24 protein-coding genes and 1 pseudogene are annotated in these 24,700 nt (G+C 55.7%); 16 read left to right on the plus strand and 9 right to left on the minus strand.

The genetic code is table 11. The features are described from left to right. Positions 1–134: 134 nt before the first annotated feature. The gene (locus MKZ07_RS25775; protein WP_341028464.1) at positions 135–2,162 is read left to right on the plus strand and encodes a methyl-accepting chemotaxis protein; all 2,028 of its coding nucleotides are present in this window, start codon (positions 135–137) and stop codon (positions 2,160–2,162) included. A gap of 91 nt (positions 2,163–2,253) precedes the next feature. Here the strand turns inward: MKZ07_RS25775 and MKZ07_RS25780 are convergent, their stop codons facing one another. The 3 genes from MKZ07_RS25780 to MKZ07_RS25790 all read right to left on the minus strand — a co-directional run bounded on the left by MKZ07_RS25780 (position 2,254) and on the right by MKZ07_RS25790 (position 4,423). Further along, positions 2,254–3,216, minus strand: coding sequence for an L-lactate dehydrogenase (locus tag MKZ07_RS25780; RefSeq protein WP_036702075.1), 963 nt, complete (start codon positions 3,214–3,216; stop codon positions 2,254–2,256). 271 nt (positions 3,217–3,487) lie between these two features. Then, positions 3,488–3,994 carry a CcdC family protein gene (locus tag MKZ07_RS25785; RefSeq protein WP_036702077.1) on the minus strand — a complete coding sequence of 169 codons (507 nt, stop codon included), beginning with the start codon at positions 3,992–3,994 and terminating at the stop codon, positions 3,488–3,490. A 168-nt stretch (positions 3,995–4,162) separates the two neighbouring features. Beyond that, positions 4,163–4,423 carry a GlsB/YeaQ/YmgE family stress response membrane protein gene (locus MKZ07_RS25790; RefSeq protein WP_036702079.1) on the minus strand — a complete coding sequence of 87 codons (261 nt, stop codon included), beginning with the start codon at positions 4,421–4,423 and terminating at the stop codon, positions 4,163–4,165. Between the two features lie 257 nt (positions 4,424–4,680). On the opposite strand from MKZ07_RS25790, the gene MKZ07_RS25795 reads away from it, so the two are divergent. Then, complete coding sequence (locus tag MKZ07_RS25795) at positions 4,681–5,733, plus strand: lactonase family protein (protein ID WP_341028465.1); 1,053 nt, start codon at positions 4,681–4,683, stop codon at positions 5,731–5,733. Between the two features lie 102 nt (positions 5,734–5,835). On the opposite strand, the gene MKZ07_RS25800 is transcribed toward MKZ07_RS25795, so the two are convergent. Further along, positions 5,836–8,163, minus strand: coding sequence for a poly(ethylene terephthalate) hydrolase family protein (locus tag MKZ07_RS25800; protein ID WP_051494111.1), 2,328 nt, complete (start codon positions 8,161–8,163; stop codon positions 5,836–5,838). 371 nt (positions 8,164–8,534) lie between these two features. On the opposite strand from MKZ07_RS25800, the gene MKZ07_RS25805 reads away from it, so the two are divergent. The 5 genes from MKZ07_RS25805 to ltrA all read left to right on the plus strand — a co-directional run bounded on the left by MKZ07_RS25805 (position 8,535) and on the right by ltrA (position 13,631). Further along, positions 8,535–9,656: a sulfate ABC transporter substrate-binding protein gene (locus MKZ07_RS25805; RefSeq protein ID WP_036702083.1), complete on the plus strand. Its 1,122-nt coding sequence runs from the start codon at positions 8,535–8,537 to the stop codon at positions 9,654–9,656. 18 nt (positions 9,657–9,674) lie between these two features. Beyond that, entirely contained in the window at positions 9,675–10,538 is an 864-nt protein-coding gene (gene cysT, locus MKZ07_RS25810) for a sulfate ABC transporter permease subunit CysT (protein ID WP_442792489.1), read from the plus strand. A 25-nt stretch (positions 10,539–10,563) separates the two neighbouring features. Next, positions 10,564–11,427, plus strand: coding sequence for a sulfate ABC transporter permease subunit CysW (gene cysW / locus MKZ07_RS25815; RefSeq protein WP_036702085.1), 864 nt, complete (start codon positions 10,564–10,566; stop codon positions 11,425–11,427). 101 nt (positions 11,428–11,528) lie between these two features. Further along, complete coding sequence (locus MKZ07_RS25820) at positions 11,529–11,750, plus strand: YezD family protein (RefSeq protein ID WP_036702087.1); 222 nt, start codon at positions 11,529–11,531, stop codon at positions 11,748–11,750. A gap of 588 nt (positions 11,751–12,338) precedes the next feature. Next, the gene (gene ltrA / locus MKZ07_RS25825; RefSeq protein WP_036694821.1) at positions 12,339–13,631 is read left to right on the plus strand and encodes a group II intron reverse transcriptase/maturase; all 1,293 of its coding nucleotides are present in this window, start codon (positions 12,339–12,341) and stop codon (positions 13,629–13,631) included. A gap of 199 nt (positions 13,632–13,830) precedes the next feature. Here the strand turns inward: ltrA and MKZ07_RS25830 are convergent, their stop codons facing one another. Beyond that, positions 13,831–14,139 carry a hypothetical protein gene (locus MKZ07_RS25830; RefSeq protein WP_036702089.1) on the minus strand — a complete coding sequence of 103 codons (309 nt, stop codon included), beginning with the start codon at positions 14,137–14,139 and terminating at the stop codon, positions 13,831–13,833. Between the two features lie 227 nt (positions 14,140–14,366). On the opposite strand from MKZ07_RS25830, the gene MKZ07_RS25835 reads away from it, so the two are divergent. The 3 genes from MKZ07_RS25835 (at position 14,367) to MKZ07_RS25845 (ending at position 17,557) form a co-directional block, all read left to right on the plus strand. Beyond that, a complete protein-coding gene (locus tag MKZ07_RS25835; protein ID WP_341028469.1) occupies positions 14,367–14,780 on the plus strand; it encodes a GNAT family N-acetyltransferase in 414 nt (137 codons plus the stop codon). Between the two features lie 60 nt (positions 14,781–14,840). Beyond that, a complete protein-coding gene (locus MKZ07_RS25840) occupies positions 14,841–15,473 on the plus strand; it encodes an NAD(P)-dependent oxidoreductase (RefSeq protein ID WP_036702092.1) in 633 nt (210 codons plus the stop codon). Between the two features lie 272 nt (positions 15,474–15,745). Next, positions 15,746–17,557 (plus strand): NAD(P)H-hydrate dehydratase, encoded by a 1,812-nt coding sequence (locus MKZ07_RS25845; protein ID WP_341028471.1) that lies wholly within the window; start codon positions 15,746–15,748, stop codon positions 17,555–17,557. 348 nt (positions 17,558–17,905) lie between these two features. On the opposite strand, the gene MKZ07_RS25850 is transcribed toward MKZ07_RS25845, so the two are convergent. Together MKZ07_RS25850 and MKZ07_RS25855 are read right to left on the minus strand one after the other, a co-directional pair. Then, positions 17,906–18,361, minus strand: coding sequence for a hypothetical protein (locus tag MKZ07_RS25850; RefSeq protein WP_235218603.1), 456 nt, complete (start codon positions 18,359–18,361; stop codon positions 17,906–17,908). A gap of 75 nt (positions 18,362–18,436) precedes the next feature. Next, positions 18,437–18,822, minus strand: a pseudogene (locus tag MKZ07_RS25855) (SDR family oxidoreductase); the annotation flags it as partial. Positions 18,823–19,177: 355 nt separating this feature from the next. Between MKZ07_RS25855 and MKZ07_RS25860 the strand changes: the two are divergent. The 3 genes from MKZ07_RS25860 (at position 19,178) to sdaAA (ending at position 21,345) form a co-directional block, all read left to right on the plus strand. Next, complete coding sequence (locus MKZ07_RS25860) at positions 19,178–19,588, plus strand: GNAT family N-acetyltransferase (RefSeq protein WP_036702094.1); 411 nt, start codon at positions 19,178–19,180, stop codon at positions 19,586–19,588. Between the two features lie 165 nt (positions 19,589–19,753). Next, positions 19,754–20,470: an L-serine ammonia-lyase, iron-sulfur-dependent subunit beta gene (sdaAB, locus tag MKZ07_RS25865; RefSeq protein WP_036702095.1), complete on the plus strand. Its 717-nt coding sequence runs from the start codon at positions 19,754–19,756 to the stop codon at positions 20,468–20,470. Beyond that, positions 20,467–21,345: an L-serine ammonia-lyase, iron-sulfur-dependent, subunit alpha gene (gene sdaAA, locus MKZ07_RS25870; protein WP_036702096.1), complete on the plus strand. Its 879-nt coding sequence runs from the start codon at positions 20,467–20,469 to the stop codon at positions 21,343–21,345. The genes sdaAB and sdaAA overlap by 4 nt, the downstream gene beginning before the upstream one ends. Positions 21,346–21,390: 45 nt before the next feature. Here the strand turns inward: sdaAA and MKZ07_RS25875 are convergent, their stop codons facing one another. Next, the gene (locus MKZ07_RS25875) at positions 21,391–21,693 is read right to left on the minus strand and encodes a hypothetical protein (protein ID WP_036702097.1); all 303 of its coding nucleotides are present in this window, start codon (positions 21,691–21,693) and stop codon (positions 21,391–21,393) included. A 72-nt stretch (positions 21,694–21,765) separates the two neighbouring features. Between MKZ07_RS25875 and MKZ07_RS25880 the strand changes: the two genes are divergently transcribed. Next, positions 21,766–21,963 carry a YwbE family protein gene (locus tag MKZ07_RS25880; RefSeq protein WP_036702099.1) on the plus strand — a complete coding sequence of 66 codons (198 nt, stop codon included), beginning with the start codon at positions 21,766–21,768 and terminating at the stop codon, positions 21,961–21,963. Here the strand turns inward: MKZ07_RS25880 and MKZ07_RS25885 are convergent. Then, positions 21,950–22,756, minus strand: coding sequence for an HNH endonuclease (locus MKZ07_RS25885; protein ID WP_341028473.1), 807 nt, complete (start codon positions 22,754–22,756; stop codon positions 21,950–21,952). The two genes, MKZ07_RS25880 and MKZ07_RS25885, sit on opposite strands and share 14 nt — an antisense overlap. A gap of 301 nt (positions 22,757–23,057) precedes the next feature. On the opposite strand from MKZ07_RS25885, the gene MKZ07_RS25890 reads away from it, so the two are divergent. Together MKZ07_RS25890 and MKZ07_RS25895 are read left to right on the plus strand one after the other, a co-directional pair. Then, a complete protein-coding gene (locus MKZ07_RS25890) occupies positions 23,058–23,540 on the plus strand; it encodes a hypothetical protein (protein ID WP_076160214.1) in 483 nt (160 codons plus the stop codon). 51 nt (positions 23,541–23,591) lie between these two features. Then, a complete protein-coding gene (locus tag MKZ07_RS25895; protein ID WP_036702103.1) occupies positions 23,592–24,605 on the plus strand; it encodes a LacI family DNA-binding transcriptional regulator in 1,014 nt (337 codons plus the stop codon). The last annotated feature ends 95 nt before the right edge of the window (positions 24,606–24,700 follow it).

Genomic DNA, 24,700 nt, shown 5'->3' on the forward strand with positions numbered 1-24,700 from the left:
TAATGATCCTAATTTTTGGGTCTTAAGGCTTATTTTTATTGCATGTATTATGCTTTTTGTCTATTTATGCCGATATATCAATATATATTTACAGCATATGGAAGACCACAAAGGGTTTCTAGGGGGATTTTGCGGTGAATGAGGCAAGTGTACGGTCCAAATTGAAAATGAATGCAAAGAATGGAAAATCATTGTCGCTACAAAGCAAGTATTCGCTTGTTATTTTGGCAATTGCTATTGTACCTCTGCTTGGTGTCACGATCTTTTTCATGCAGTACTTCGGGGGTGTAACCAGAGACGACAGTGAGGAGCTCGCCCAGAATATTCTGGAGATGAATACCACACGGATCGCAGAGTGGCTGAATACGCGGACATCTGCGGTCCAGGAGCTGATTGCACAGCATCCTGAATTTGATACCTCGAGACCGGATACTATTTTTCCTGTGGTCAAGGTACTCGAAGAGAGCGATACTCAGTCCGAAGGTTACAGCGTCATTAACAAGCAAGGCATTCTGGCCAATTCCCTTAAGCTTACGGCGGATGTAGGCCAATCGGCATATTTCCTGCAGGCAAAGGAGAGTCTTGCTCCGGCTGTAGCGGAGATGTCTTATCTGGAACAGCTCAGTAAATATATTATTCCGGTATTCGTTCCGGTCGTGGACAAGGACAAACAGTTTGGCGGCGGCATCGCCTTCTCGGTGACACCGGACATTCTGATGGAGATGGGCAAAAATATCCACGTGGGCGACACCGGCTACGGATACGTAATCTCGGGCAAGGGTGATTATTACGCCTACTCCGAGACCGAGCGGATCGGCAAGAATATCGCGGATTACGCCAAGACAACAGAGATGAAACAGGCTGTAGAGCATATTCTCGGCAAGGAAGCAGGCTCGGAAGCCTACAAGGGAGAGGACGGCAAACAGGTGATTACCTATTTCCGTAGCGTTCCGGGCACAGACTGGAAGCTGCTGATTACGGTTCCCAAAAGCGAGATTACCGCCAAAGTCACCTCAGCCCAGCGGATATCCACCTTGTTCATTGTAATCATCATTTTAGCGGTCATTGCCTTGGCCTTGTATCTGACCCGTCTGATTGTGAAGCCGATTGCAGCGATCTCCGGGGTGATGAAGAAAGTAGCGGACGGCCATCTCAGCGAACGGGTGACCGTACGCTCCAGTGATGAAATCGGCCAGATGAGCCAGAGCATTAATGATATGATCGGATCATTATCCGGCATTGTCGGTAAAATCGATGCTACAGTGGCCCAGGTTGCTGTCTCGGCAGAAAGTGTGCTGAAGTACGCTAATCAGACCTCGAATACGTCGGCTGAGATTGAGACAGTCGTCCAGGAAGTCGCTCAGGGCATGGGCGAACAGTTCAAGGGCTCGGAACAGGCGGCAAGAGCTACGGAGGAGATGGCGATCGGGCTGCAGCGGATTGCGGAATCCTCCGTCAATGTGTCCGACCAGGCAGAGACGGTCAGCACCGAGGTCGAGAACGGATATGTAGAGATTCAATCCACACTTAAGCAGATGACTGTCATCAGCGGCGCTGCGGAGGAGACCTCGGCTCTGATCAGCAATCTGAGCGGACAATCTGAACAGATTGGCCAGATTGTTGATGTAATCTCCGAAATCTCCAACCAGACGGGGCTGTTATCCCTCAATGCGTCGATTGAAGCGGCCAGAGCAGGGGAGCATGGGCGCGGGTTCGGCGTGGTGGCGAATGAAGTGAAGAAGCTGGCGGAGCGCACGAACAGCGCCATTGTGAATATTGTGGAGCTGATCCGTCAGATTCAGGAATCCACCAGAGCGGCTGAGGTCTCTATGGGGAAGAGCATTGCTGAGATCGGAGACGGAATGGGTAAAATGCAAAACGTAGGCACCTCCTTCGACCATATCCGCTCGTCCATCCGTGAGGTATCGGTTCAGATCCAGGACGTCTCTGCCGTCAATGAACAGATGTCCGCCGGGACAGAGGAGATTACAGCCTCCATCTCCGATATGCTGATCATTGCCAGAGATTCTGCCGAGAGTGCCGAGATGGTGGCGGAGGCTTCCACCGAGCAGCGGAATCTGATGGGCCAGGTCGTCACCTCAGCCGAATCCCTCAACCAGTTAATGAGCGAATTGCGGAGCGAGATCGAGAAGTTTCAATAATATCAGGTGAAATCATCGCAAACACCCCTCTGCCGCACAGGTTACTGTGTGAAGCAGAGGGGTGTTTACTGTATAGGCTATGCTGTTAAGCTTAGTGCTGCTCCTCTAGCGTGAGGCTATCAATTCCCGCGCGGATGATGCTACAGGAGGCGGTGAATTTGGCCATCTCCGTATCACTGAGGTTCAGCTCCAGCAATTCCTGAATGCCACTGCTGCTGATAATAGCCGGTACTCCGGCACATACGCCGCTTTGTCCGTATTCCCCGTCCAGGATGGCGGAGACGGCGATGATTTTGTGCTCGTCATTCAGAATGGAGCGGGTGATATAGGCGAGCGCGCTGCCGATCCCGAAGTGAGTGGAGCCCTTGCGCGTAAAAATCTCCCAGCCGGCATCCTTCGTCTTGCGGGCGATATCCTCCAGATCCAGGCTGCTGAAGCGCTCGCGGTGCTGCTCCATAATCTGCAGAATCGGCTTGCCGCCGATGGTCACATGGGACCAGGCCACGAACTGCGATTCCCCATGCTCGCCAAGGGCATAGCCGTTGACGCTGCGCGGATCGATCGTGAATACTTCCGACAACAGTGTCTTCAGCCGGGAAGAGTCGATGGAGGTGCCTGTGCCGATCACCCGGTGCCGCGGCAGGCCGGAGATCTGCCAGACCATATAAGTCACAATATCTACAGGGTTCGCAGCGACGACGAAGATACCATCGAAGCCGCCCGCCATAATCTCGGTGATGATCTCCCGGGTAATTACAGCAGCAGCATCCAGTACATCCAGCCGGGTCTGCCCCGGCTTGGGATTGGCGCCTGCCGTCAGAATGACGACATCCATCCCCGCACAGTCGCTGGCGGTGCCGGCATAGACCTTGGTGCGTGTTCCGGTGAAGTCCATGCAGTGCGAGAGATCAAGCGCTTGTGCCATGGCGCGGTCGTAGGTGCGGTCAATCATCATGATCTCATCGCATACGGCTTGATTCACCATGGAATAGGCAACACTTGAGCCGACCATGCCGGAGCCGACGATTGCCACTTTTCTCGATTTACTTTTCAATTGCCCCGTCCCCACTCTCTACAAGTATGGTACTATTCTAACCGATCTCATCGCAAGTTACCTGACATAGCACCGAAAATGCCCGCTGTCCCCGTCCGTTATTTAGCCACAATTCACATGGAAGGTTAGAGTGTCAGGGTTCTTATGAACTATAATATGCAGCTGATGGGCATTTGGGAAGGCAGAAGGAAAGGGTGCCTCCGGCAGTCATCCCTAAGGCTGCCGGGGACACCCCCCTTTTACATAAATGAATGTCTTACCCCGCTTCGCCCTAGACCCGGGGCTGCGGAATCTGCGGCTCGGCAGGCAACATTCCGGTATAGTGCTTATACATGAACAGTCTCCAGTGGAGGATCATGCCGAAGGCCAGAATGAAGAATAATCCGCCGGACTGAGGAACAGATACATACCGGTTGATGAACTCGTGGAGCAGAGTGCGGACCAGCAGCAGTCCAAGCAGAATGAACGCGAAGCTCTTGGAGCGCTGGGCATAGATCAGCCCTTCACGTTCTTCGAACCGCGTACTGCGGATTAGCGGATAGGCAAAAATAAACCAGCCGACCAGGAAGGCCGCGGCCGCCCACCACCAGGGGAAGCGCACTTCCGGTACGACGAACATGGCGAAGCCAGTGGACATGCCAAGCGGCGGAATCCATATTTTGCGGATCGTTACCGGGCGGGCACTGGCCTTCATGCGGATGAAAATCACCATCAGCGCCATGAATACGGCCCCCAGCGTAGAGCCCACATGCAGAAGTGAGGGGTTGATGTTACCCATAATTCACTGTCCTCTCTGTGATTTTGGTCACTATTGTCTTCATTATAGCAGATAATGATTGGATTTCAGAATGAGGTACACACAACAAACCCGCCAGGAGTCTAACCCCGGCGGGTCTGCTTGCTAAGTATAGTTCAGCAGCTTCATCGAAGAATGCTGCCATAGAGCTTAAGAACGGCTACGTCCGCCAACCGAACGCAGAATCAGGCTTACGATAAAGATCAGAATCACAGCACCGATCAGTGATGGGAAGACATAGAAGTCGCTGACCTTAGGTCCCCAGCTTCCCAGCAGCATGCCGCCCAGCCATGAACCGAGAATACCAGCGATAATGTTGCCAATAACTCCGCCCGGAATGTCCCGGCCCATAATCAACCCGGCCAGCCAACCAATTACGCCACCAACAATCAACATCCATAGTAAACTCATTTACTTCAGCTCCTTTTGTGTTTGTTGTCTTCGATGGTTACTATTAACCTCATGCTCAGCGTTTAAACCAGTGTTAAATTTTGCCGGCACACATTTATTTAGTATTCCAGTCTGTCCAAATTTATGCTGTTTAACCCTGATAAGGCCGCGGGTACATAAAGATGTTATAGTGAATTAATGGATCACCCTCTGAGTGAGAATAGGGGTGTACAGGTTATATAAGATTATATACTTTAGAACAAAAAGGAGCCGCAGCCATGCACCAGCCTAATGAAGTATTATTCTATATTGGAACGTACAACAGTAAGGAGAAAGAGGCCATCCTGCTCGGTGCGCTGGATAAGGAGACCGGAGAAATGAGGCTTATGGGCGGTACCCGGGGGACCCAGAATCCCTCCTATCTGGCGGTCAATGCGGCGCAGACTGCATTATATGCAGTGAGCGAGCAGGATGAGGGTGAGATTCATGCCTATGCGATTGAACCCGGCAGCAAAGCCCTGCATCCGCTGGGCAGCAGAGCAACCGGAGGCGGCGCACCTTGTTATGTCTCGGTTGCTCTGCAGGGAGATTACATAGCCGTGTCTAACTATATGGGGGGCAACGTCAATGTGTTCCCGCTGAACCCGGACGGGTCCTTGCAGGAGATGTCTTCCCAGGTGAAGCATGAGGGCTCGGGAATCCGCAGTGACCGACAAGAGGCTCCCCACCCCCATTCGGTGATTCCGGATAAGACGGGTGAACATGTGCTGGTCTGTGACCTTGGTCTTGACCAGATCGTGATCTATCGTGTGGAGGACGGGAAGCTGGTCACTCACCGGGAGGTGGACCTTCCTCCAGGCTCAGGACCGCGCCATCTGGCGGTTCATCCTTCACGGCAATGGATCTATCTGGTCAATGAACTGAACAATTCGGTTACCGTGTTCGCCAATGATGAGCCTCAGGGTAATCTGAAGCTCCTGCAGAGCATCAGCAGTCTCCCAGAGCACTATACGGCCGGAAGTGATGACACGGCTGCTGACATCCATGTATCGCCATGCGGGCGTTACCTCTACGTATCCAACCGTGGACACGACAGCATCGCACTATTCCACATCGATAAGGCTACAGGTCTGCTGGAAGCGGAAGACTGGGTAATCTCCGGGGGCCGGACACCGCGCAATTTCGCTCTGATCGGCGGCATGCTGCTCGCCGCTAACCAGAACAGCGGCAATATTGCCTCCTTCCGCATAGACAGTGAGACCGGGCGGCTGATCCCTACCGGCAATGAGCTGGAAGTACCAGCCCCTGTCTGTCTTGTAGCCCTGGACTAACCTGGACAAGTATCTTTGTGCAGGAACGGCAAAGCCCCCTGAACGCCGGAGTATGGCGGGCAGGGGGCAATTTGGGCTTTTTATAGATAGAATGATGTCCGGTTAATACACTCCTGTCAGCGGGTCCCCCCGCTCGTAGAAGCCGATGTCGTCCAGCATAATCTTGTCTTCTGAGCCTTGCAGATAAAAAGTGATATCAGTCAAACTGTCCGGATCAAGCTCCGGTTCTTCCTCAAGGAACAGCTCGAAGGGCAGCTTGTAGGTCTGGTAGACGGCTTCCGAGAGGTTGCTGAATTTGCCGTCACTGATCCGCTCCTCCAGCCACGGACTAAGCGTGAATTCAGTCTGCGGGAGCGGCAGAATATCCATCACCTCGTCCAGAGGGATTCTTGCGGCGGTGCCGTTGCTGTCAGTCAGCTCCACCTCCACATCCGGAGAGAGCTCAGCTTCCGGCATCGGCCCGGCATCGCCGTCCTGGTTAGGATCGGAATTATGGTTCGCCAGGGAGAAGGTGAGCCCCTCTACAGCAGGGGATTTCGCAAGCGTCCGGGTCAGCGTATCGCTGAGCCTAATGCTGTAAGCCGCCTCGGCGTCCGCAGACTCCTGATCCGGGCTTGCGCTGCGCTCCAGCAGGATACCGTAAGAGGGCTTATTGTTCCGTTCACGGTCCTTCGCGGCCTCTTCGCTCCAGTGAAGCCCCGTAGTCGTAGAGACGGTCCCGCCCTGAACGATGCCTCTGTTGCGATCTTCATCATAGTCCGCTACCGTGATATAGGACCCGCTCTGGAAGCGGTTATAATAGGCGGTATCCGGCAGCCACCGGGCGCCGCTGCGGTAATCGCGGAACAATTGCCGGTACTCGGTTCTCCCGTGCAGCGTGTTCTCCAGGAAGGCAGAGACATAGACCTTCGCGATTCTCCGCTGCTCCTCCCCGTCCATGATCCGGGAACGCTTCAGGAACAGGCCGGTCGGCAGCGTCTGGTCATAAAGCCCCCAGTCCGTATTGAACTGACTATGGTTGGCATCAGCGATGTAGAGCGAGCTTTTGAAGCCGGGGGTATTGCCGGTGTAGGAAGAACGCATATATTGCCGGTCCCCGTAGAAATCATGCACATCGCCGTCACGGGCGCCCTGCAGCGTCAGATAGCTCACATCCGTTAGACGGGCCTGCTTGCTGTCGATCATTTTATCCGTAGGGGCCAGGGCAATGACTGAAGTAATATGGAACTGCTGAATAGCCTCCAGAACCGGATCACTGCTGAACCAGAGCGATGCATCCGCAGCCATGGCTACAGCCTGGCCGCCCCGGCTGTGGCCGAGCAGCGCAACAGAGTCATAATCAACCTTCTGGTAGAAGGGGGTGCCGGGATGCTCCGCGAAGCTTCCGATCTGCTGCAGATGCTTTAGAATCATTAAGGTCCTTACCTTGAAGTCGTTGTCTGGAATACCCGACCAAGCTGAATAATTCAGGAAATTCTCATCCAGGGCGACCGCGATGAAGCCCCGGCTGGCCAGCAATTCACCAAGATAGGCGTAGCCGCCCTCGGAGAAGTCCTCCATCATATGGTTGCCATGCACCATGAGCACCAGCGGATACGGCCCGTCCCCGTCCGGCATCCATACTCTGGCGTTCAGCGGGAGGGAAGCGGGATCGAATCCCCAGAACAGGGTCCGCAGCACAGGCCAGGAAGAGATATACCCGGTAGCATCCACGGAAGCAGAGGTTAGCAGGACATCCTTGCTGTACTCCTTGCGCTGCAGATCCTTGCCGCTTCCATAGGTGAAGCTGTGGAATGTATAGCCGCCCGGCTGTGCGGGATCGTCTGCAAGTAAGGGAAGCACCTGTCCGTCTGCCGCCAGACTCTGAAGCGACGGTACCGATACCGGGCTGCTCCCCGTCCCGGAGCCATAGGCCAGTGCGAAGGGGGAGAGGAGGAGTGCCGCTGCCAGCAGACTGCCGCTGAGCATTCTGCGGGTCCGCAGCAGGCCGGCCGCAAGTCCCCCTAACCCGCAGGCCAAGGCTGCGATACCGGCGATAACGGCTGCAGCTTCAAGCTCCAGATCGGAAAAATATAAGATTAGCAATACAGCCCCATAAGTGCTGAGCAAAGAGCCTGCGAACAGATGCGGAAGCCGCAGTCCGGTTAGAGAGAGCAGCACAGCCAGCAGATTGCTGGCCAGCGCCATAACAAGCGTTCCTGCGCCAACTGCCAACATAATATCTGCTGCGCTTCCGAGTCCGGTAGGAATACCCATAATAACTATAGAAAAAGCCAGAATGCATAGCGTCCAAGGGCCGCTGAGCGCAGTCCTCCATAAAGTAGTATCATACCTGTACGTTTCCAGAATGCGTCTGCCCAGTTCTTTGAGTACGCGCCTGTGCAGCCGCGGTCCCTGCGGCGCGGGGCCATACTCCAAATCCATTCCCATGATTATTTCCCCCGGTGCGTTTTCCACTCTATTTTTTCACTCTATTAGATGTAAGCAATGATATTACTTTGGGGCAGCAATAACAAGTGGAGCTTACAGGAACGGGCGCCACTTCCTGCCCGGGGCCCGTGGATCGCCGTCTTTCATTCAAAGTGAAAAAAAGGTTTGACAGCGCGGGAAGCGTTCAGTATTATATCTGTATAACCTACTAAATGGGTAGGAATAATCGAATAAGTTCTTACCGTACAGACGGAGGAACGCCTGCTTCAGGCTCGCAGATACGTGTCTATAAGACCGGTTTGACTTGCCGCAAGCGGGCTTTCCTGCGTCTATTGCTTGTTACCAGACTAATATGGGGGAGTGGGCTAAGGATGACACAAGGGATCAAGAAGGGGCTTCTCGCCGGAGTTGCATTGATATTGACGGCAGGGCTTACGGCTTGCGGGAACAGTAATGCAGGGAACAGTGCGGGTGCAGGAACGGCGGCCCCGGCCGTGGCAGAAGCGGCGGCGAAGGCGTCTTCAACACCGGAAGCCACCCAGACACAGGCCAAAGATCCAGTCGAGCTGCTGAATGTATCCTATGATCCAACGCGTGAGCTGTATGAGAACTACAACAAGGCCTTCGCCGCCTACTGGGAGCAGGAGACCGGCCAGAAGGTAACAGTCAAGCAATCGCATGGCGGATCGGGCAAGCAGAGCCGGGCTGTGCTGGATGGCCTGGAGGCAGATGTCGTTACGCTGGCACTCGGATATGACATTGATGCGCTTCAGGAGGCCGGGCTGATCGGCGCGGACTGGCAGAGTAAATATGAGCATAACAGCTCCCCGTATACCTCCACCATCGTCTTCCTGGTCCGCAAAGGCAACCCGAAGGGCATCAAGGACTGGCCCGATCTGCTGAAGGAGGGCGTAGAGGTCATCACCCCTAACCCCAAGACCTCTGGCGGCGCCCGCTGGAACTACCTGGCTGCCTGGGGCTATGCGCTGGACCACAATAATAATGATGAAGCCAAGGCTCAGGAATTTGTGCAAAAGCTGTTCAAGAATGTACCGGTCCTGGATACCGGAGCGCGCGGCTCAACCACTACCTTCGTGGAACGCGGCATCGGGGATGTGCTGATTGCCTGGGAGAATGAGGCGTATCTGTCTATCAAGGAGCTGGGTCCGGACAAATTCGAGATTGTGAATCCGTCAGAGAGCATTCTGGCAGAGCCGCCGGTTGCGGTGGTGGATAAGGTGGTTGATAAAAGAGGAACGCGCGAGGTAGCAGATGCCTACCTGAAATATCTCTACACCGAGGAAGGCCAGAAGATTGCTGCCGAGAACTATTACCGTCCGACACTGGATAGCGTGAAGGCCGAGTTCAAGGATCAATTCCCGGAGATTAAGCTGTTCACCCTGGCCGATAAATTCGGAACCTGGAAGGAGACCCAGGCGAAGCACTTCAATGACGGCGGGATTTTCGACAAAATCTACGTACCGGGCAGCTGATAGCGGAGTCTTGAAAGGATGAATGGGCAGATGAGTGTCATGACCAAAGCTGCTGCAAGGACGGTGTCGCGGCGCAAGCTGCTGCCGGGGTTCGGAATTACGATGGGGTTCAGCGTACTGTATCTGAGTCTTGTGGTCCTGCTGCCGCTGTCCGCGCTGCTCTTCAATTCAACGGGGCTGAGCTGGGCCAAGTTCTGGGATGTGGCTACGGATGCCCGCGTCCTGGCCTCCTACCGTGTCAGTCTGAGTACGGCGGGCGCTGCGGCCCTGATTAATGTTTTTCTGGGACTGCTGCTGGCCTGGGTGCTGGTGCGGTATGAATTCCCCGGTAAAAGAATCTTCGACGCCCTGATCGACCTGCCGTTCGCGCTCCCTACAGCCGTGGCGGGCGTATCGCTGACCGCCCTCTATTCCCAGAACGGCTGGATCGGCTCCCTGCTGACGCCGCTGGGCTTCAAGGTAGCCTTCACGCCGCTGGGCATCACGCTGGCGCTGATGTTCATCGGCATTCCCTTTGTCGTCCGCACGGTGCAGCCGGTGCTGGAGGATCTGGACAGGGACATGGAAGAAGCCGCAGCTACGCTTGGGGCAGGCCGCGGGCGTACCTTCCTGCGGATTGTCCTGCCGGAGCTGCTGCCTCCGCTGCTTACGGGCTTCGCTCTGGCGTTCGCCCGGGGCATCGGCGAGTACGGTTCTGTCGTGTTCATCTCTGGCAATATGCCGATGCGCACTGAGATCGCCCCGCTGCTGATCATGTCCAAGCTGGAGCAGTTCGATTACGCCGGAGCCACTGCCGTGGCGCTGATTCTGCTGCTGCTCTCCTTCCTGATGCTGCTGGTCATCAACAGCCTTCAGCATTGGGCTCGGCGGAGCTCGCGATAAACACATTAATTTAGGAGGAATTAGAATGGCCGGTACGGTTCCCTTGCATGTCCCCGGGCCGCGAACAGGCGCGTCATCGCCTTCTACGACGGAGTCACAAGTGGTGAAATGGGTGCTCATCTCCCTGGCTGGACTGGTCCTGCTCTGGCTGATTGCGCTGCCGCTGATCATTGTTCTGGTGGAGTCGCTGAAGCGGGGGCTGGATGTCTACTGGGCCGCATTGACCGACCCGGACGCCGCCTCGGCGCTGAGACTGACGCTGCTGGTCGCCGCGATTACGGTTCCGCTGAATACGGTCTTTGGAGTAACGGCGGCGTGGGCGGTGACCAAGTTCCGTTTTCGCGGCAAGGGATTTCTGATTACGCTGATCGATCTGCCCTTTGCGGTATCACCGGTGATTGGCGGACTGATCTTCATTCTGGTGTTCGGCTCGCACGGCTGGTTCGGCCCCTGGTTAAGCGACCATGATATCAAAATCGTCTTCGCCCTGCCAGGCATCGTGCTGGCTACGCTGTTTATCACGTTCCCGTTCGTAGCCCGCGAGCTGATTCCGCTGATGGAGGAGCAGGGCACACAGGAGGAGGAGGCTGCGATTACGCTAGGTGCGCACGGGTGGCAGATCTTCTGGCGCGTCACGCTGCCGAATATCAAGTGGGGTCTGCTCTACGGCATTATTCTCTGCAATGCACGGGCCATGGGCGAGTTCGGCGCCGTATCGGTGGTGTCCGGGCATATCCGCGGGGAGACGAATACGTTGCCGCTGCATGTCGAAATTTTGTACAACGAATATCAGTTTTCGGCATCCTTCGCGGTGGCTTCTCTGCTGCTCCTGCTGGCACTGGTGACGATGATTGTAAAAAGCGTACTTGTACGCAAAAATGCTCATTGACAGCTATTGGGAGCCGTGCTAAGTTAATTCATAGTATACAAGGTGGTAATAACGGAATTTAGGCAGAGTTACTTCCCTAACCGGGAAAGGGAGGCTTGCGAATGGCGAAACCACTAAAGGTGGATGAGGTATGGCTTGCGCGGATAACGGAACTTCTCGACGATATGGAATTCGGCTCCTTGCACATCGTAGTGCATGAAGGTCAAATCGTACAGATGGAGCGCACGGAGCGCAAACGTTTCGAGAACAGCACAGCAAATTCACGTGGTAGTGGAGAGACCGGAAGCCGGCGGACCGATACCCGTACTGGGGGACGAGGATAATGCAGAAAGACCTTCCATTGGGCAACCAATGGGAGGTCTTTTGTGAAAATATAAGGCGTGCCCAGAAAGCGCGTATCTTCTAACCGGTGAAAGTCCGGTCACGGGAGGGGCCAAGCCCCCGTGTAGCTAGGATGCCTGCGTACGGCGAAATCCGTGCGTAGAAGCGCATCGACAAAAGTCCGGTCAGAGACAGGGCGAGCAACCCGCCAGGCCGTAACATGAAGTGAATCCTGCCGCGTCGTCATAAAGGCCCCGCAAGGGGGAAGAGAGGAAGTCGAACCTCGCTTATATGGGTGAAGACCATGGAAGCTGCAGAGAACTTGGAACGGCAGTGAAGAATCCTCCGGCGTATGGGGATCGGCATGGAAGGAAAGAAGACATAGTGAACTGGGGAGACCCTCCCCCACACGGGAGGATTTTTTTTTTAGAAACCCGTAAAAAGACGCTCTATAAGTCCAAAAGATGAAATGAACCGTCTGTGGGAAGGGAGTCCGAGGGGCTCATAGTACCGAGGAACCTAAGGACAACATAACCTTAGGGAGAGAAGGAGCCCTGCTTTGTTTATGCTTTTGGAGGAGGTACGAGTGAGTGAATGCCAGTAGGCTAACGACACCTAAGGAAAAAGTTCAAGAACTCCAAGAAAAGCTAGGTCATGCGGCCAAGGAGAACAACAAGCGTAAATTCCATGCACTGTACGACAAAGTCTACCGCTGGGATGTGCTGAGTGAAGCCTGGAAACGGGTGAAAGCGAACAAGGGGGCTGCCGGAGTAGATACGGTGACGCTCGCGGATATTGAGAAACAAGGAGAAGTGCAATTTCTCAAAGACTGCGAGCGAGCATTAAAGGATGGTAACTACCACCCACAGCCCGTACGGCGGCACTATATCCCAAAGAAAGACGGGAAACCAAGACCGCTGGGCATACCCAGCGTGCGCGACCGAGTGGTGCAGATGGCAACCAAACTCGTCATTGAACCGATCTTCGAAGCGGATTTCGAAGAAGTATCCTTCGGATTTCGCCCGAAGCGAAGTGCGAAAGGAGCACTGGATCGAATCCGGAAAGCCTGCAACCGCAAAGGAAATTGGGTAGTCGACGTCGACATCCAAGGTTACTTCGACAATATTAACCAGGAGAAACTGATGAAATTGGTACAAATGCGTATCAATGACAGACGAATCCTGAAGTTAATCCGGAAGTGGCTTCAGGCGGGAGTCATGGAAGAAGGAAACGTAAGACGTTCCGATTTAGGCACACCACAAGGTGGAGTGATCTCACCACTTTTGGCGAACATCTATCTGAACTATTTTGACCGACTGTGGGAAAAACACGGGAAAGGAGTAGGTGAACTCACGAGGTATGCAGACGATCTTGTGGTGGTCTGTAAAACTAAAAAGGACGCCGGACATGCGTATGAACTCATACGCAGAATCATGGAACGTCTGGAGCTGACGCTACACCCAACCAAAACCCGTATTGTCGGCTTATGGACAGGAGACGAAGGATTCGACTTCTTAGGAATGCACCACCGGAAAAAGAAGGCAGAAACATCCCAAGGCAAGGTGTATTACACCACGCAGCAGTGGCTAACGAAGAAGGCGGAGGAACGAATTCGAGGCGTGGTTAAAGAAAGATTAGCACCGCCCAGCATGCGTTCGAAATCGTTTGCGGAACACGTGGAATGGCTCAATCCCAAGATTCAAGGATGGAGAAACTACTATTACACAAAGTACAGCCAAAAGAGGTTAGCAAAACTGGATTGGTATATTCTGCAACGATTTACCCGGTGGTATGCGAAGAAGAGACAACGAGGAAGATGGATGAGATCCCGGTCAGAAGTTAGATATTTGACCATCCAATATGGACTAAAAACGCTATTGTAATCTGCATGCCGATGAATGACAAACATCGGAAAGCCGTATGAGGGAAAACCTCACGTACGGTTTGATGAGGAGGGGCTGGGTTGCACCAGCCCTTTACTCTAGAATTTATATGTCGCACACGATAAATTATACTTCTATTTCTCGCTGAAACGGTACCGTCCTTTAAAAGGACGGCAATGCCGTTTCCGCTTGTTGACTATCAGTAACGTGGATTGCGCCGTGATCCGCTCAGTCCTTCTACGAGCAGAATGATAGCGGTAATGGCATGCATCACCCAGCCGACAAAAGGAATCAAGGCAACCACCGAGGTGACCACACCCACTGCATTCCCGATAATCGGACCGCGCTCTCTCAGCAGAATGATAATGGCTACAGCATGCAGCAGAAAAGCGACCCCAAGCGGTACCCAGGCATTTGCCACAACAAAGCTTCCCCCGATAATCGGCAGCGCCAGAAAAGCCTCATAAGCGAAAGTACCCCATTTAAATAGTTTCCCTGTAGGAGACATAATTACTTCACCAACCTTCCAAAATAATAGTGTTGCTTGTCTATCCACAGTTTACCCAAGGACACGGGGTAAGAATAACCTGCACGCCCGCAGAGAGCAAGTGCTGTGTTTTGAGTTATTGTACGCCGGAGGAGTCGGGGCGTTTCAATTTTGAACAAATACATATATATTGGTATCAGTATGGCAGCGGGATCTGCTTGCAGATTGCAGGATACAGGAGGAGAATTATGACAAATTCAGTACAGCCGGAGATCTGGCAGGAGCTGCCCTCAGTTGAGGATTATCTGGCGCTGCGGCAGGAAGCCGGGCTTAGTCCGATGAGCATAGAGGGGGCGTCCGCCGGACTGCCTAACTCTGCTTTTGCCGTGACGGTGTATGCAGGGGAGCAACTAGTGGGCATGGGCAGGGTTATTGGGGACGGGGGATGTTTTTTTCAAGTGACGGATATTGCTGTGAAGCCTTCCTTCCAGGGACGGGGTCTCGGAAAAAGCATCATGCAGGAAATCCGCACGTTCCTGGACAGTGTGCCGGAAAAGGCGTATATCAGTCTCATCGCTGACGGGGAAGCGGCCAAGCTATATGCCAGATACGGGTTCGCGCCGGTAATGCCTGCTTCACAGGGAATGTTCCTGCGGCGATAAATCGTATGAATTCGTGTAATGATAAAGGATAGCAGATTAGGAAAGCGAGGCAGCGGGAGAATGGATATTGTAGTGTTTGGGGCATCGGGCAGAGTTGGAAGTGCCATCGTACAGGAAGCATTAAAAAGAAAACATGAGGTCACGGCTGCGGTACGCAGACCGGAAGCCTTCAGCCTTCAGCATGAGCGGCTGCAGGTGACCGCTGCTGATCTGCTGGACCCGGCCTCGGTAACGGCAGCCGTGCGCGGGCATGAAGAGGTAATCAGTGCCTTCGGTCCGGCGGCGGGGCATGAGAATGATTTGCTGCGGGTGGCGGATTCACTGCTGGAAGGGATGCGGGCGGCCGGACTTGAGCGTCTGATCATTGTCGGCGGAGCGGGCAGCCTGAAGACAGAATCAGGAGAATGGCTGATGGACACCGCCGGATTCCCCGAGGACTACCGCGCGCTGGCTTCGGCTCATGCCAATGCGTATGAGATCTATAGAGGGTCAGAGCTGGATTATACGTATCTCAGTCCGCCTGCCGCTCTGGTAGAAGGGCGCCGCACCGGCCAATTCCGTATCGGCCTCGACCGGCTTATTGTAGATGAAGACGGCCGGAGCGGCATCAGCATCCAGGATTTCGCTGTGGCGGTCATCGATGAGCTGGAGGAAGGTAATTTCAGCAGGGCCAGGTTTACTGTAGGGTATTGATGAGGGTGGGGGTGTACGCGGAGGCGGAAGGTGAAAATGCAGAGGTAGAGTCAGCGGCAGGTTTAACGCACTCTGTACAACTAAAACGCCTGATTTTACAACGATATCCTTAACTATCTAACATAAAGAGTCCTCCTCGTAGCGGGAGGGCTTTTTTCTTTTTAAGCAGATCGTTACTAGTTACTCGTTGGACGCTATGAGCTACCTGGGTTATTTGCTTGCTGAAACGGGACTTAGTACAATCGAAGCAACTATGAAGGAGGTCTGGACCAATGGATGTGGTGACAGCGGAGGAGATGCGGGCATTCGACCGCGACACGATTGAGCGGCTGGGCATCCCGGCCATCGCCCTGATGGAAAATGCCGGACGGGCCATTGCCGAGGAGGTCATCGCCTTTTGCCGCCGCCGGGCAAGTGAAGCTGGTATGGCTGGTGTGGCTGGTGTGGCTGGTACGGCTGGAGGTGGAGTGTGGAGTAATGAAGCGGGAGTGCTAGGTGGCGAAGTACCCGGAGCGGGAGCGATTGTTGATGGTGTACGTAGTGATGGGTTCGGCATGGCTGGAGGTGTAGTGCGGAGTAGCGGAACGGTAGCAACTGGTAGCGTAGCACATGCGTCAAGCGGGCGCGTGGCGCCAGGCTTCGGCGCTGATGCTGCGGGCTTCTCTGTCAGCGGAGATGCAGCGCTGACGTTTGCCGGTGCCGGCGGAGAGCATTGGCTCGTCCTCGCCGGCAAGGGCAACAACGGCGGCGATGGCCTCGCCGCCGCCCGGCACCTGCGTGAGGCCGGCATCGCCGTCACGCTGGTGTACGCGGCCGCGCCGGAGTCGCTGGCCGGCGAAGCCGCGCTGCAGCGTGATGCCGCTGCAGCCATGGGCATCCCTGCCGTAGTCTACGGCAGGGACGCCCTGGACCTTGCCGCATGCAGCGGCATCTTGGATGCGCTGCTCGGCACAGGCAGCGCGGGAGCCCCGCGCGGTGCCTATGCGGAGCTGATTGCCGCTGCGAATGCCAGCGGCAGAGCCATTGTGTCCGCGGACATCCCCAGCGGGCTGGATGCGGACACGGGGGAGACGCATGAGCCCTGCATTCATGCGTCAGTGACCGTCTGCCTCGCGTTCCTGAAGCGGGGGCTGCTGCAATATCCCGGCGCAGAGGCAGCCGGGCGGGTCGTGGTCCGCTCCATCGGCATACCCGCTGCACTTGCCCGGGAGGGGGGCGTCCGAGTCAGCCTCCTGACGCCGGAAGTACTGACGGCGCGCTTGAAGGTTGACCTGGCGCGCCGCCGTTCGCCCGAGGGCCACAAGGGTACCTACGGGCATGTCCTGCTTGCAGCAGGAAGCCTGCGCATGAGCGGCGCAGGCCTGTTGTCTGCCCGCGCTGCACTGCGCGCAGGCTGCGGGCTGGTAACCTGGGCGCTGCCGGAGAAGCTGCTGCCCTATGTGATCGGTTCCGTACCGGAGCTGATGCTGGCCCCGGTCACCGGAGGCGACGGGGAGTGGAACGCGGGTACGGCCGCTGAAGTGCTGCGGCTGAGTACCAGCCGCGATTGTGTAGCCATCGGCCCCGGCCTGGGCCGGTTCGAAGGAGATACGGAGTGGCTCCGCAGACTGTGGGAGGAGTCGGACAGGGCTATGGTTATCGATGCGGATGCGCTGAATATACTGGCAGATGCCGGATATCGGAGCTGGAGCCGCCGCCATCCGGTTATTCTGACCCCGCATCCGGGGGAGATGGCCCGTCTGGCGGGGATATCTACAGCGGAGGTGCAGCGGGACCGGATCGGATTGGCATTGTCCTATGCAGTTCAGCATGGGGTAATCCTTGTACTCAAAGGAGCCCATACCGTAATAGCAACGCCCGAAGGGCAAGCCTATATCAATATCACCGGGCATCCCGGTATGGGTACCGGCGGTGCGGGGGATGTGCTGACGGGCATCATCTCCGGTCTGCTGGCCCAGGGCCTGGAGGCGGATCAGGCCGCAGCATTCGGAGTCTACCTGCACGGGTTGGCCGGAGAACGCGCCGCCAGGAAGCGGGACCATCCTGCCGCCCTGATCGCCGGGGATATTATCGAAGCGCTGTAAGTGTAGGCACCGGCTTGATTTCTCAAAACCAACAGCGCCAGCCTCCGGCAACATTCTATTAACAAGTTCAAGTTCTTGCTCGCTCTGGCGCACGGTCCTACTTTGGGCTCAAAGTCTATGTTAGTTTGCTTTAGCGGATAATAGGTGGATTTTGTCCACCTGCTGATGAACGGATGAGCTCTGGCGGGACGTTAGTTGGATAAACGACACTTAATTTGGCACATTTCACTCCAGACGGCAAAACTAACTTTATTAGTAGTTTTGCCACCTGATTTCCTATTCCAATTGTATGCTGCGGGCATCCAATAGCGCGCGATGCACCAACGCCCCCGCCTGAATCCGTCCAGGTCAGAATAGAACCAGACAGACCAGCGGAATAAACAGAGCGAAGAAGGGAAGCAGGATCGGGAAGCGCTCGCCCGCGGTTTGAGCGATGCGGAACAGCAACAGTACTGCGAGGCCGGTAAGGCCGGAGACGAGGGCGTCGCCGCCCTGCTCCGCAGCGAGCCACAGGCCGGCGCCATAGCCGGCAATGGCGTACAGGACCAGCGCAGGGCTGAGTGAGGTGGAGCGGAACATGCGCAGCAGCGCATCAGCGAGGATGGCAGCCGGTAGGCCGTAGGCGTAGATAGCATAAGGAACCGATACTGGCCAGCCGGACGGAATTCCGTTCTCATAGCCATGGATCAGCATGAACAGGGAGATCAGGATGAAGGTCAATCCGGCGGCCGACAGCTTGGTCAGAGCGTACATGCCCGCATTGAGGCGGACAGAAGGCAGGTTGAAATCCTTGTGTTGATTCATTGCTATACATCCTTTCAGGTGGGGGATGAATACGGCCGGAGTGACCGGCTGAAGCTTGGACATGGATAAGCTGGTAACCATGTCTCCGCCGTTAAAATGAATGCAGGTGCCGGTTACATAAGAAGCATCATCGCTGGCCAGGTAGACTTAGGCTCCTGCCAGTTCGTAGGGCTGTGCCGCACGCTTGACGGAGTCTCAGTACCGAAGACACTGACCTCCTCCGCAGAGAAGAAGCTGGCGGGAATCAGCGGCGTTCATACCGGACCGTGAGCTCCGCTGTTGACACGGATGCCGCTGCCGGCGAGAGATAAGTCGAGCGAACGTGTGAAGGAGACGATAGCGCCTTTGGTGGATGAATAGTCAATCAGCTCCTCGTGTCCCCGGTATGCGGTTATGGAGGCGGTGTTAATGATGCAGCTCCCTGGATGAAGATGCGGAAGCGCCGCCTGAGTCAGGAAAAAGGACTGCCTTGCGGCTGCTCGCTGATTGGAGGCGGCTGCATTACGCTCGCCAGCCCGGGCTGGCGGTCCTGGTGCTGAGGGGGAAAGCGACAGGCTGCACATGACAGACCGTCTTTTCAAAATATAAGGAACTTATAGGTTTCACACGATAACTTATCCTTCTATTTCTCGCTGAAACGGTACCGTCCTTTCAGAGGACGGCAAAGCTGTTTCCACTTGCCATAATAAGGATGCACGGGGTTCATCGGCGGTTACTCCTCCTTGCCTGCTCAGCTCTTCCGTATATGGGTATGCATGCGCCCAGAAAAGCGTGCGGCGTGAAGTGGAGTCTTAAACATAGAAATGGGGAGAATGAATGATATATAGAGCAATGACAGGGGACGATTACGAGGCGGCTTACCGGTTATGGGAGAATACGGACGGAATGGGTCTCAGTGAAGCCGACTCGCGTGAGCACATCATCCGTTATCTGGAGCGGAATCCGGGCATCAGCCAGGTCTGCGTGAAGGAAGATGGCACCCTAATGGGCACAGCGATGTGCGGGCATGACGGACGCAGAGGCTATATGTATCATGTGGCTGTCGACAGCGGCAGCCGGGGAAGCGGTGCAGGCCGTGAGCTGGTGAGGCGTTGCCTCGCGGAACTGCTGGAAGCGGGCATAACGAAGTGCCATCTCATGGTGATCGAAAATAATGCCCCGGGCCGCAGCTTCTGGACCCGTATCGGCTGGCAGGAGCGGGACGGGCTGGTGCTGTTCTCAAAATAAGAATTTATAGGCTTCACGCTATACATTATCCTTCTATTTCCCTCACAATTCATGTAATAGTGTAGCTTTGGTGCGGACGCAGTATAATATATAGGTGCTGTACAATGAACAGATGAATAATATTCGCTGTGCATGGCCGAATTTAGATAGCGGGAGACCAGAACTATGAGATTTAAAGATGTATTCTCAATTATAGGTCCGGCCATGGTCGGGCCTTCCAGTTCTCATACAGCGGGAGCCGCGCGGATCGGGCGGGCCGCAAGGCAGGTGCTTGGTGAGCTGCCGGGAGAGGCCGAGGTTACGTTCTTCGGTTCTTTTGCCGCGACTTATCAGGGACATGGGACAGACCGGGCAATCGCCGGAGGTCTGCTTGACTTCGCCACGGACGACCACCGGCTGCCGGATTCCATTGAGCTTGCGGCCGAAGCCGGGATGAGCATCTCTTTCGGTCAGGGAACGGGGCTGTTTCCCCATCCCAATACGGTCCGTCTGCGTCTTGTAGGCAGGGAGAGCGGGACGGAGATGACCCTAACAGGCACATCCATCGGCGGCGGAAATATTGAGATTGTGGATATTGACGGCTTCAGTGTGAAGCTGACCGGCATGTACCCTACAGTGCTGATTCAGCATATGGATTATCTGGGTGTGCTGGCCAGTGTCACGGATGTCATGCGGGAGGGCCAGTTCAATATCGGACATATGTCACTGGACCGGAAGAACCGCAGCGGGGCGGCCTTGACGGTACTGGAGCTGGATGAGTCAGCCACGGCGGAGCTGCTGGAGAAGCTGCGGGCGCTTCCGGCAGTGAAGAGCGTCAAGGTAGTCGATTTGAACGGCAATGCACAAGAACAGACACAGAAGGGGAAGGACATCACAACATGAATTTTCAAACACTGAGCCAGCTGGCTGTACTATGCGGGGAGCGGGAGCTTGGGATCGGCGCTCTGATGCTTGAGGAGCAGAGCGCAGAATCCGGCCGTTCCAAAGAGCAGGAATTCGCCACCATGCGCGAGTATTACGGGGTGATGAAGGAAGCGGTGCAGCGCGGCATGACCGAAGATACCACCTCACGCAGCGGCCTGACAGGCCTGGATGCCCAGCGGGTGGCCGCCTATAATGCAGCGGATGAGCCTTGTCTCGGGGGACCGGCAGGCCAGGCGATGGCGTATGCCCTTGCTGTCTCTGAAGTGAACGCCTCCATGGGCCGGATTATTGCCACACCGACTGCCGGCTCCTGCGGAATTATCCCCGGTGTGTTCCTGAGCTGTCAGGAGCGCTTCGGCTGGGACGATGACTACATGGTCTCCGGTTTGTTCGCGGCTGGAGCGATAGGGTATGTTATTGCTAATAATTCTTTTGTATCGGGTGCGGAAGGCGGCTGTCAGGCCGAGGTGGGTTCAGCGATCGGCATGGCGGCCGGAGCGTTGACCGAGATGCGCGGCGGGACTCCGGCACAGGCTGTACATGCGGTAGGTCTCGCGCTCAAAAATACACTGGGACTGATCTGTGACCCGGTAGGCGGACTTGTGGAGATTCCGTGTATTGTCCGCAACGGCTTCGGTGCCGTTACGGCGCTTGCGGCGGCGGATATGGCCCTGGCTGGCGTCCGTAGCGTGATTCCGTCCGATGAAGTGATTAAGGTCATGCTGGAGGTCGGCTCTGCGATGCCTGAGAAGCACCGGGAGACGGCCGGGGGCGGGCTGGCCCAGACCCCGACCGGCCGCCGGATTATGAAGGATCTGCGGAACCCGAAATAACCGCCCGGTCACAGGCGCTCCTCAGTCTGCCGTTCATCATAGAATTCAGAGCATACGGAAGCGTTCCAGGTGCTCCCATAAGCCCTCCTGCCGGAGAATCTCCGCCTGCTTCGGGCCCATGAGGTCGAAGTGGGGGAACGGCTGGCGGTTATGAATATACCGCGCCGGGAGACCGTGCTTCCTGCACCAATCCCGCAGGCGGGGCAGATCGCTGCAGCCCACCTTGGTGACTGTGGTGATCCCGGGGTAGCGTTTATCGATCCAGTAATGGGTCAGGAACGCAATCTCCCCTGCAGAGACGGCCTGTTTCCAGCGGGTTAATTCCGCCCGGTTGATTCCAAAAGCCATGGCTGTTCATCCTTATCTGTAAGAGGAAGTAGACGACATATAACGCAAATATTAACGGAAGGAGAGTGTATTATGAACGGACAAATAAGAGCGGATATCCGCCCCGGCATTCAGGTAGACATCGTACTGAAGCAGGATCAGGCGACCGGCAAGCTCACGCATGGCACAGTGAAAGACATCCTGACCAACTCGCCCCGCCATCCGCACGGGATCAAGGTACGTCTGGCGGACGGCCAGGTAGGACGGGTCAAGAACATTACCGGCTCATGAATTGCTCCACCGACTGGTCAGCCTTCGTCTGATTGCATAAATTGCAGGCACAGACGCAGTTGTCCGGCGTAGTATGCCCGCCCTTGGCGCGGGGGAGCAGATGATCGATGGTATCCCCGTATTGGCCGCAGAAATAACACGTATAGCGGTCCCTCGTCAAAATATAGGCGCGGAAGTCCTTGTTGCTATATATGCGGCGGATCGTCCGCCGGTTCACAACGACGGCCGCATGCTCCTTGACCAGCGTCACGGCAAGCTCAAGGTCGATCTCCTGATGCCAGCGGCGGCCCTTATCGCTGTGCCCGCGCATGAGAATCATGCCCTTGGAGGAAGGAATCAGGGCAGAGGCATCCTGCGGATCGGGCCTCGGCCCGCGCTGCTGCGGAAGGCTGCGTCCGGTCTCGGCGGCATGCCGGGGACGTGCCTTGCCCTTAAGACCGGCCGCTCCCGCGTTGCCTCTGGCGTCCCGGGCACGTTCAGGCCGTGAGGCCGGAAGGGGCTGGGCTATGGGCGGCTGTGCCTTCCCGGGCGCAGCTGCCCCGGAGATAGAGGCCGGCCCCTTGTCACGCTTGAGGGGCCCTGCCGGGCGCTCCGGCAGGGCAGGCGCTACGCTTGCCCGCACTGGCGGCAAGGAAGCTTCAGCCTCGCGGAGCTTGCGGCATTCCCGGCAGGCTCCGCGCCGGGACACGCCCTTGGCGCGCTTGCCTGTGCGCCTGCGGAATTCAGAGAGCGGCTTAAGCTGATGGCAGTACGCGCATTTTTTGGATGGAGGTAGAGTTGTGGTCTCAGTCATAAATGTACTTGGCAGAAGCAGCCTTAAGCCGCAACCGTCCAATCCCTTCTGTATTGTGAATGATAAGTGCATCTGCTTGCATGCGTCCGTTTTAATTTCAGTAGTTGTCCTAATTGATACTAGTATAGCGTAAACTGCAGACATTCACACAGCAGGCACATCCTGCGAATTTTCCGGAGTGTGATTTCTTTCCCGGCAATCTTGAGGAGAAATCTGTAAAATCTCAATAAAGCATAGGCGCTAACAAGAAATAGCCCGAGGCTGTAGCCGGAAAAAAATGTGCCTGAAATGAGGAATGAGGATGAATGCTGCTAAAAAAATGCCAGGTGCTGTGAGGGTGCTGATTGTACTTCAAGGTTTTTTGAGCTTGGGGGCCATTGCCGGCGGGCTGGCGCTGCTGGCTGATCCCAGCGGGGAATTACTCGGCATGCCGGTCTCGGCAATGGTACGAATGCCCTTTCACAGCTTTGCCATCCCCGGGCTGCTGCTCCTGTCTGTATTCGGCCTGCTCCCGCTGCTTGTACTGTACGGCCTCTGGAAGCAGCCGCAGTGGTCTTGGAGCTACGCCTTGACACCGTTCAAGGAGCGGCATGCGGCCTGGAGCTTTTCACTCTATATCGGCTTCGGCCAGATTATCTGGATTATGGCGCAGACCTACATGTGGAACATGGTCAGCTTCATTCATGTGTTCTATATGTCGCTGGGAATGCTGATTCAGATCGTGACGCTGCTGCCTGAGGTCCAAAGATATTTTATGCTGGACGGACGTACCGAAAGAAGTTAGAATGTCAGTGAACATAAAAGGGCTTTCATTGAGCTGCGGGAGTGAACCGGAATGACCACGATATATGATATTGCCAAAAGGACCGGCTACTCACCAACCACAGTGTCCAAGGCGTTCAATAACTATTCCGATGTGCGGGCGAAGACGCGTGAGGAGATTCTGCGTACCGCCCGGGAGATGGGGTATCTTCCCAATGCGCATGCACGTACACTGACGACTAAGAAATCCTGGACCATCGGTGTGCTGTTTGTTGAGAATACGGGGGCGGGAATCCGCCATCCCTTTTTCAGCGCAGTGATTGAGAGCTTCAAGCAGGTTGCCGTAGCCAAGGGCTATGCCCTCATGTTCATCTCGAAGGATGTCGGCGGCAAGCAGAGCGGATATCTGGAGAACTGCCGGATTCGCGGCGTCGACGGGGTGGTAGTGTTCCTCTCTGATTACGATGACCCGTATTTCCGGGAGCTGCTGGAGAGTGATATTCCGACCGTGGTGCTCGATTTCGAGACGGAGCTGTCGCATACAGTCTGCTCGGATAATATGACGGGTGCACTGCAGGCGGTAGAGTATCTGGCCCGTCTTGGACACCGCCGGATTGCCCACATCTCGGGAGGCGGGAACACCTATCCGGGACAGCAGCGGGAGCTGGGGTACAGAACGGCGATGGAGCAGCAGGGACTTGAGGTGCCGGATGAATACGTGGCCGAGGGAGCCTTCTACGCGCTGGAGAACGGTTATGGTGCAATGAAGCGTCTGCTGGCGCTGCCACAGCGGCCAACGGCTGTTTTTGCTTCAGGTGACTTGCTGGCCCTAGGTGCAGTAATGGCAGCTAAGGATCAGGGGCTTGCGGTGCCGGAGGATGTCTCGGTGATGGGCTATGACGACATCGAACTTGCCAGATACGTTACGCCTGCGCTGACCACTGTACGCCAGAATACCGGACTGCTGGGGACCCGGGCGGCGGAGCTCCTGCTGGCATCTATGAACGGTCCAGGTACGGCTCAGGAAGCACTTGTGCTGCCTGTAGAGATTATTGTGAGGGATTCCTGCGCACCGCCGCGCATGTGATGAAGATGCGTTCATTCAGGAATACCTTTTTTTTCGGCAAAATCGAAACCGGTTTCGATTTCTTTCGTTCCTGCTGTAACCTGGCAAAATAATAG

Origin of the sequence: Paenibacillus sp. FSL P4-0338, from assembly GCF_038002365.1 — a bacterium.
GTDB lineage: Bacteria > Bacillota > Bacilli > Paenibacillales > Paenibacillaceae > Paenibacillus_AQ.

Excerpts from the sequence above, each read along its gene's own strand:
- MKZ07_RS25785 (WP_036702077.1), bottom strand. The coding sequence starts at position 3,994 with ATGGGTAACATCAACCCCTCACTTCTGCATGTGGGCTCTACGCTGGGG.
- MKZ07_RS25790 (WP_036702079.1), bottom strand. The coding sequence starts at position 4,423 with ATGAGTTTACTATGGATGTTGATTGTTGGTGGCGTAATTGGTTGGCTG.
- MKZ07_RS25795 (WP_341028465.1), top strand. The coding sequence starts at position 4,681 with ATGCACCAGCCTAATGAAGTATTATTCTATATTGGAACGTACAACAGT.
- MKZ07_RS25800 (WP_051494111.1), bottom strand. The coding sequence starts at position 8,163 with ATGGGAATGGATTTGGAGTATGGCCCCGCGCCGCAGGGACCGCGGCTG.
- MKZ07_RS25805 (WP_036702083.1), top strand. The coding sequence starts at position 8,535 with ATGACACAAGGGATCAAGAAGGGGCTTCTCGCCGGAGTTGCATTGATA.
- cysT (WP_442792489.1), top strand. The coding sequence starts at position 9,675 with ATGAATGGGCAGATGAGTGTCATGACCAAAGCTGCTGCAAGGACGGTG.
- cysW (WP_036702085.1), top strand. The coding sequence starts at position 10,564 with ATGGCCGGTACGGTTCCCTTGCATGTCCCCGGGCCGCGAACAGGCGCG.
- MKZ07_RS25820 (WP_036702087.1), top strand. The coding sequence starts at position 11,529 with ATGGCGAAACCACTAAAGGTGGATGAGGTATGGCTTGCGCGGATAACG.
- MKZ07_RS25830 (WP_036702089.1), bottom strand. The coding sequence starts at position 14,139 with ATGTCTCCTACAGGGAAACTATTTAAATGGGGTACTTTCGCTTATGAG.
- MKZ07_RS25835 (WP_341028469.1), top strand. The coding sequence starts at position 14,367 with ATGACAAATTCAGTACAGCCGGAGATCTGGCAGGAGCTGCCCTCAGTT.
- MKZ07_RS25840 (WP_036702092.1), top strand. The coding sequence starts at position 14,841 with ATGGATATTGTAGTGTTTGGGGCATCGGGCAGAGTTGGAAGTGCCATC.
- MKZ07_RS25845 (WP_341028471.1), top strand. The coding sequence starts at position 15,746 with ATGGATGTGGTGACAGCGGAGGAGATGCGGGCATTCGACCGCGACACG.
- MKZ07_RS25850 (WP_235218603.1), bottom strand. The coding sequence starts at position 18,361 with ATGAATCAACACAAGGATTTCAACCTGCCTTCTGTCCGCCTCAATGCG.
- MKZ07_RS25860 (WP_036702094.1), top strand. The coding sequence starts at position 19,178 with ATGATATATAGAGCAATGACAGGGGACGATTACGAGGCGGCTTACCGG.
- sdaAB (WP_036702095.1), top strand. The coding sequence starts at position 19,754 with ATGAGATTTAAAGATGTATTCTCAATTATAGGTCCGGCCATGGTCGGG.
- sdaAA (WP_036702096.1), top strand. The coding sequence starts at position 20,467 with ATGAATTTTCAAACACTGAGCCAGCTGGCTGTACTATGCGGGGAGCGG.
- MKZ07_RS25875 (WP_036702097.1), bottom strand. The coding sequence starts at position 21,693 with ATGGCTTTTGGAATCAACCGGGCGGAATTAACCCGCTGGAAACAGGCC.
- MKZ07_RS25880 (WP_036702099.1), top strand. The coding sequence starts at position 21,766 with ATGAACGGACAAATAAGAGCGGATATCCGCCCCGGCATTCAGGTAGAC.
- MKZ07_RS25885 (WP_341028473.1), bottom strand. The coding sequence starts at position 22,756 with ATGACTGAGACCACAACTCTACCTCCATCCAAAAAATGCGCGTACTGC.
- MKZ07_RS25890 (WP_076160214.1), top strand. The coding sequence starts at position 23,058 with ATGAATGCTGCTAAAAAAATGCCAGGTGCTGTGAGGGTGCTGATTGTA.
- MKZ07_RS25895 (WP_036702103.1), top strand. The coding sequence starts at position 23,592 with ATGACCACGATATATGATATTGCCAAAAGGACCGGCTACTCACCAACC.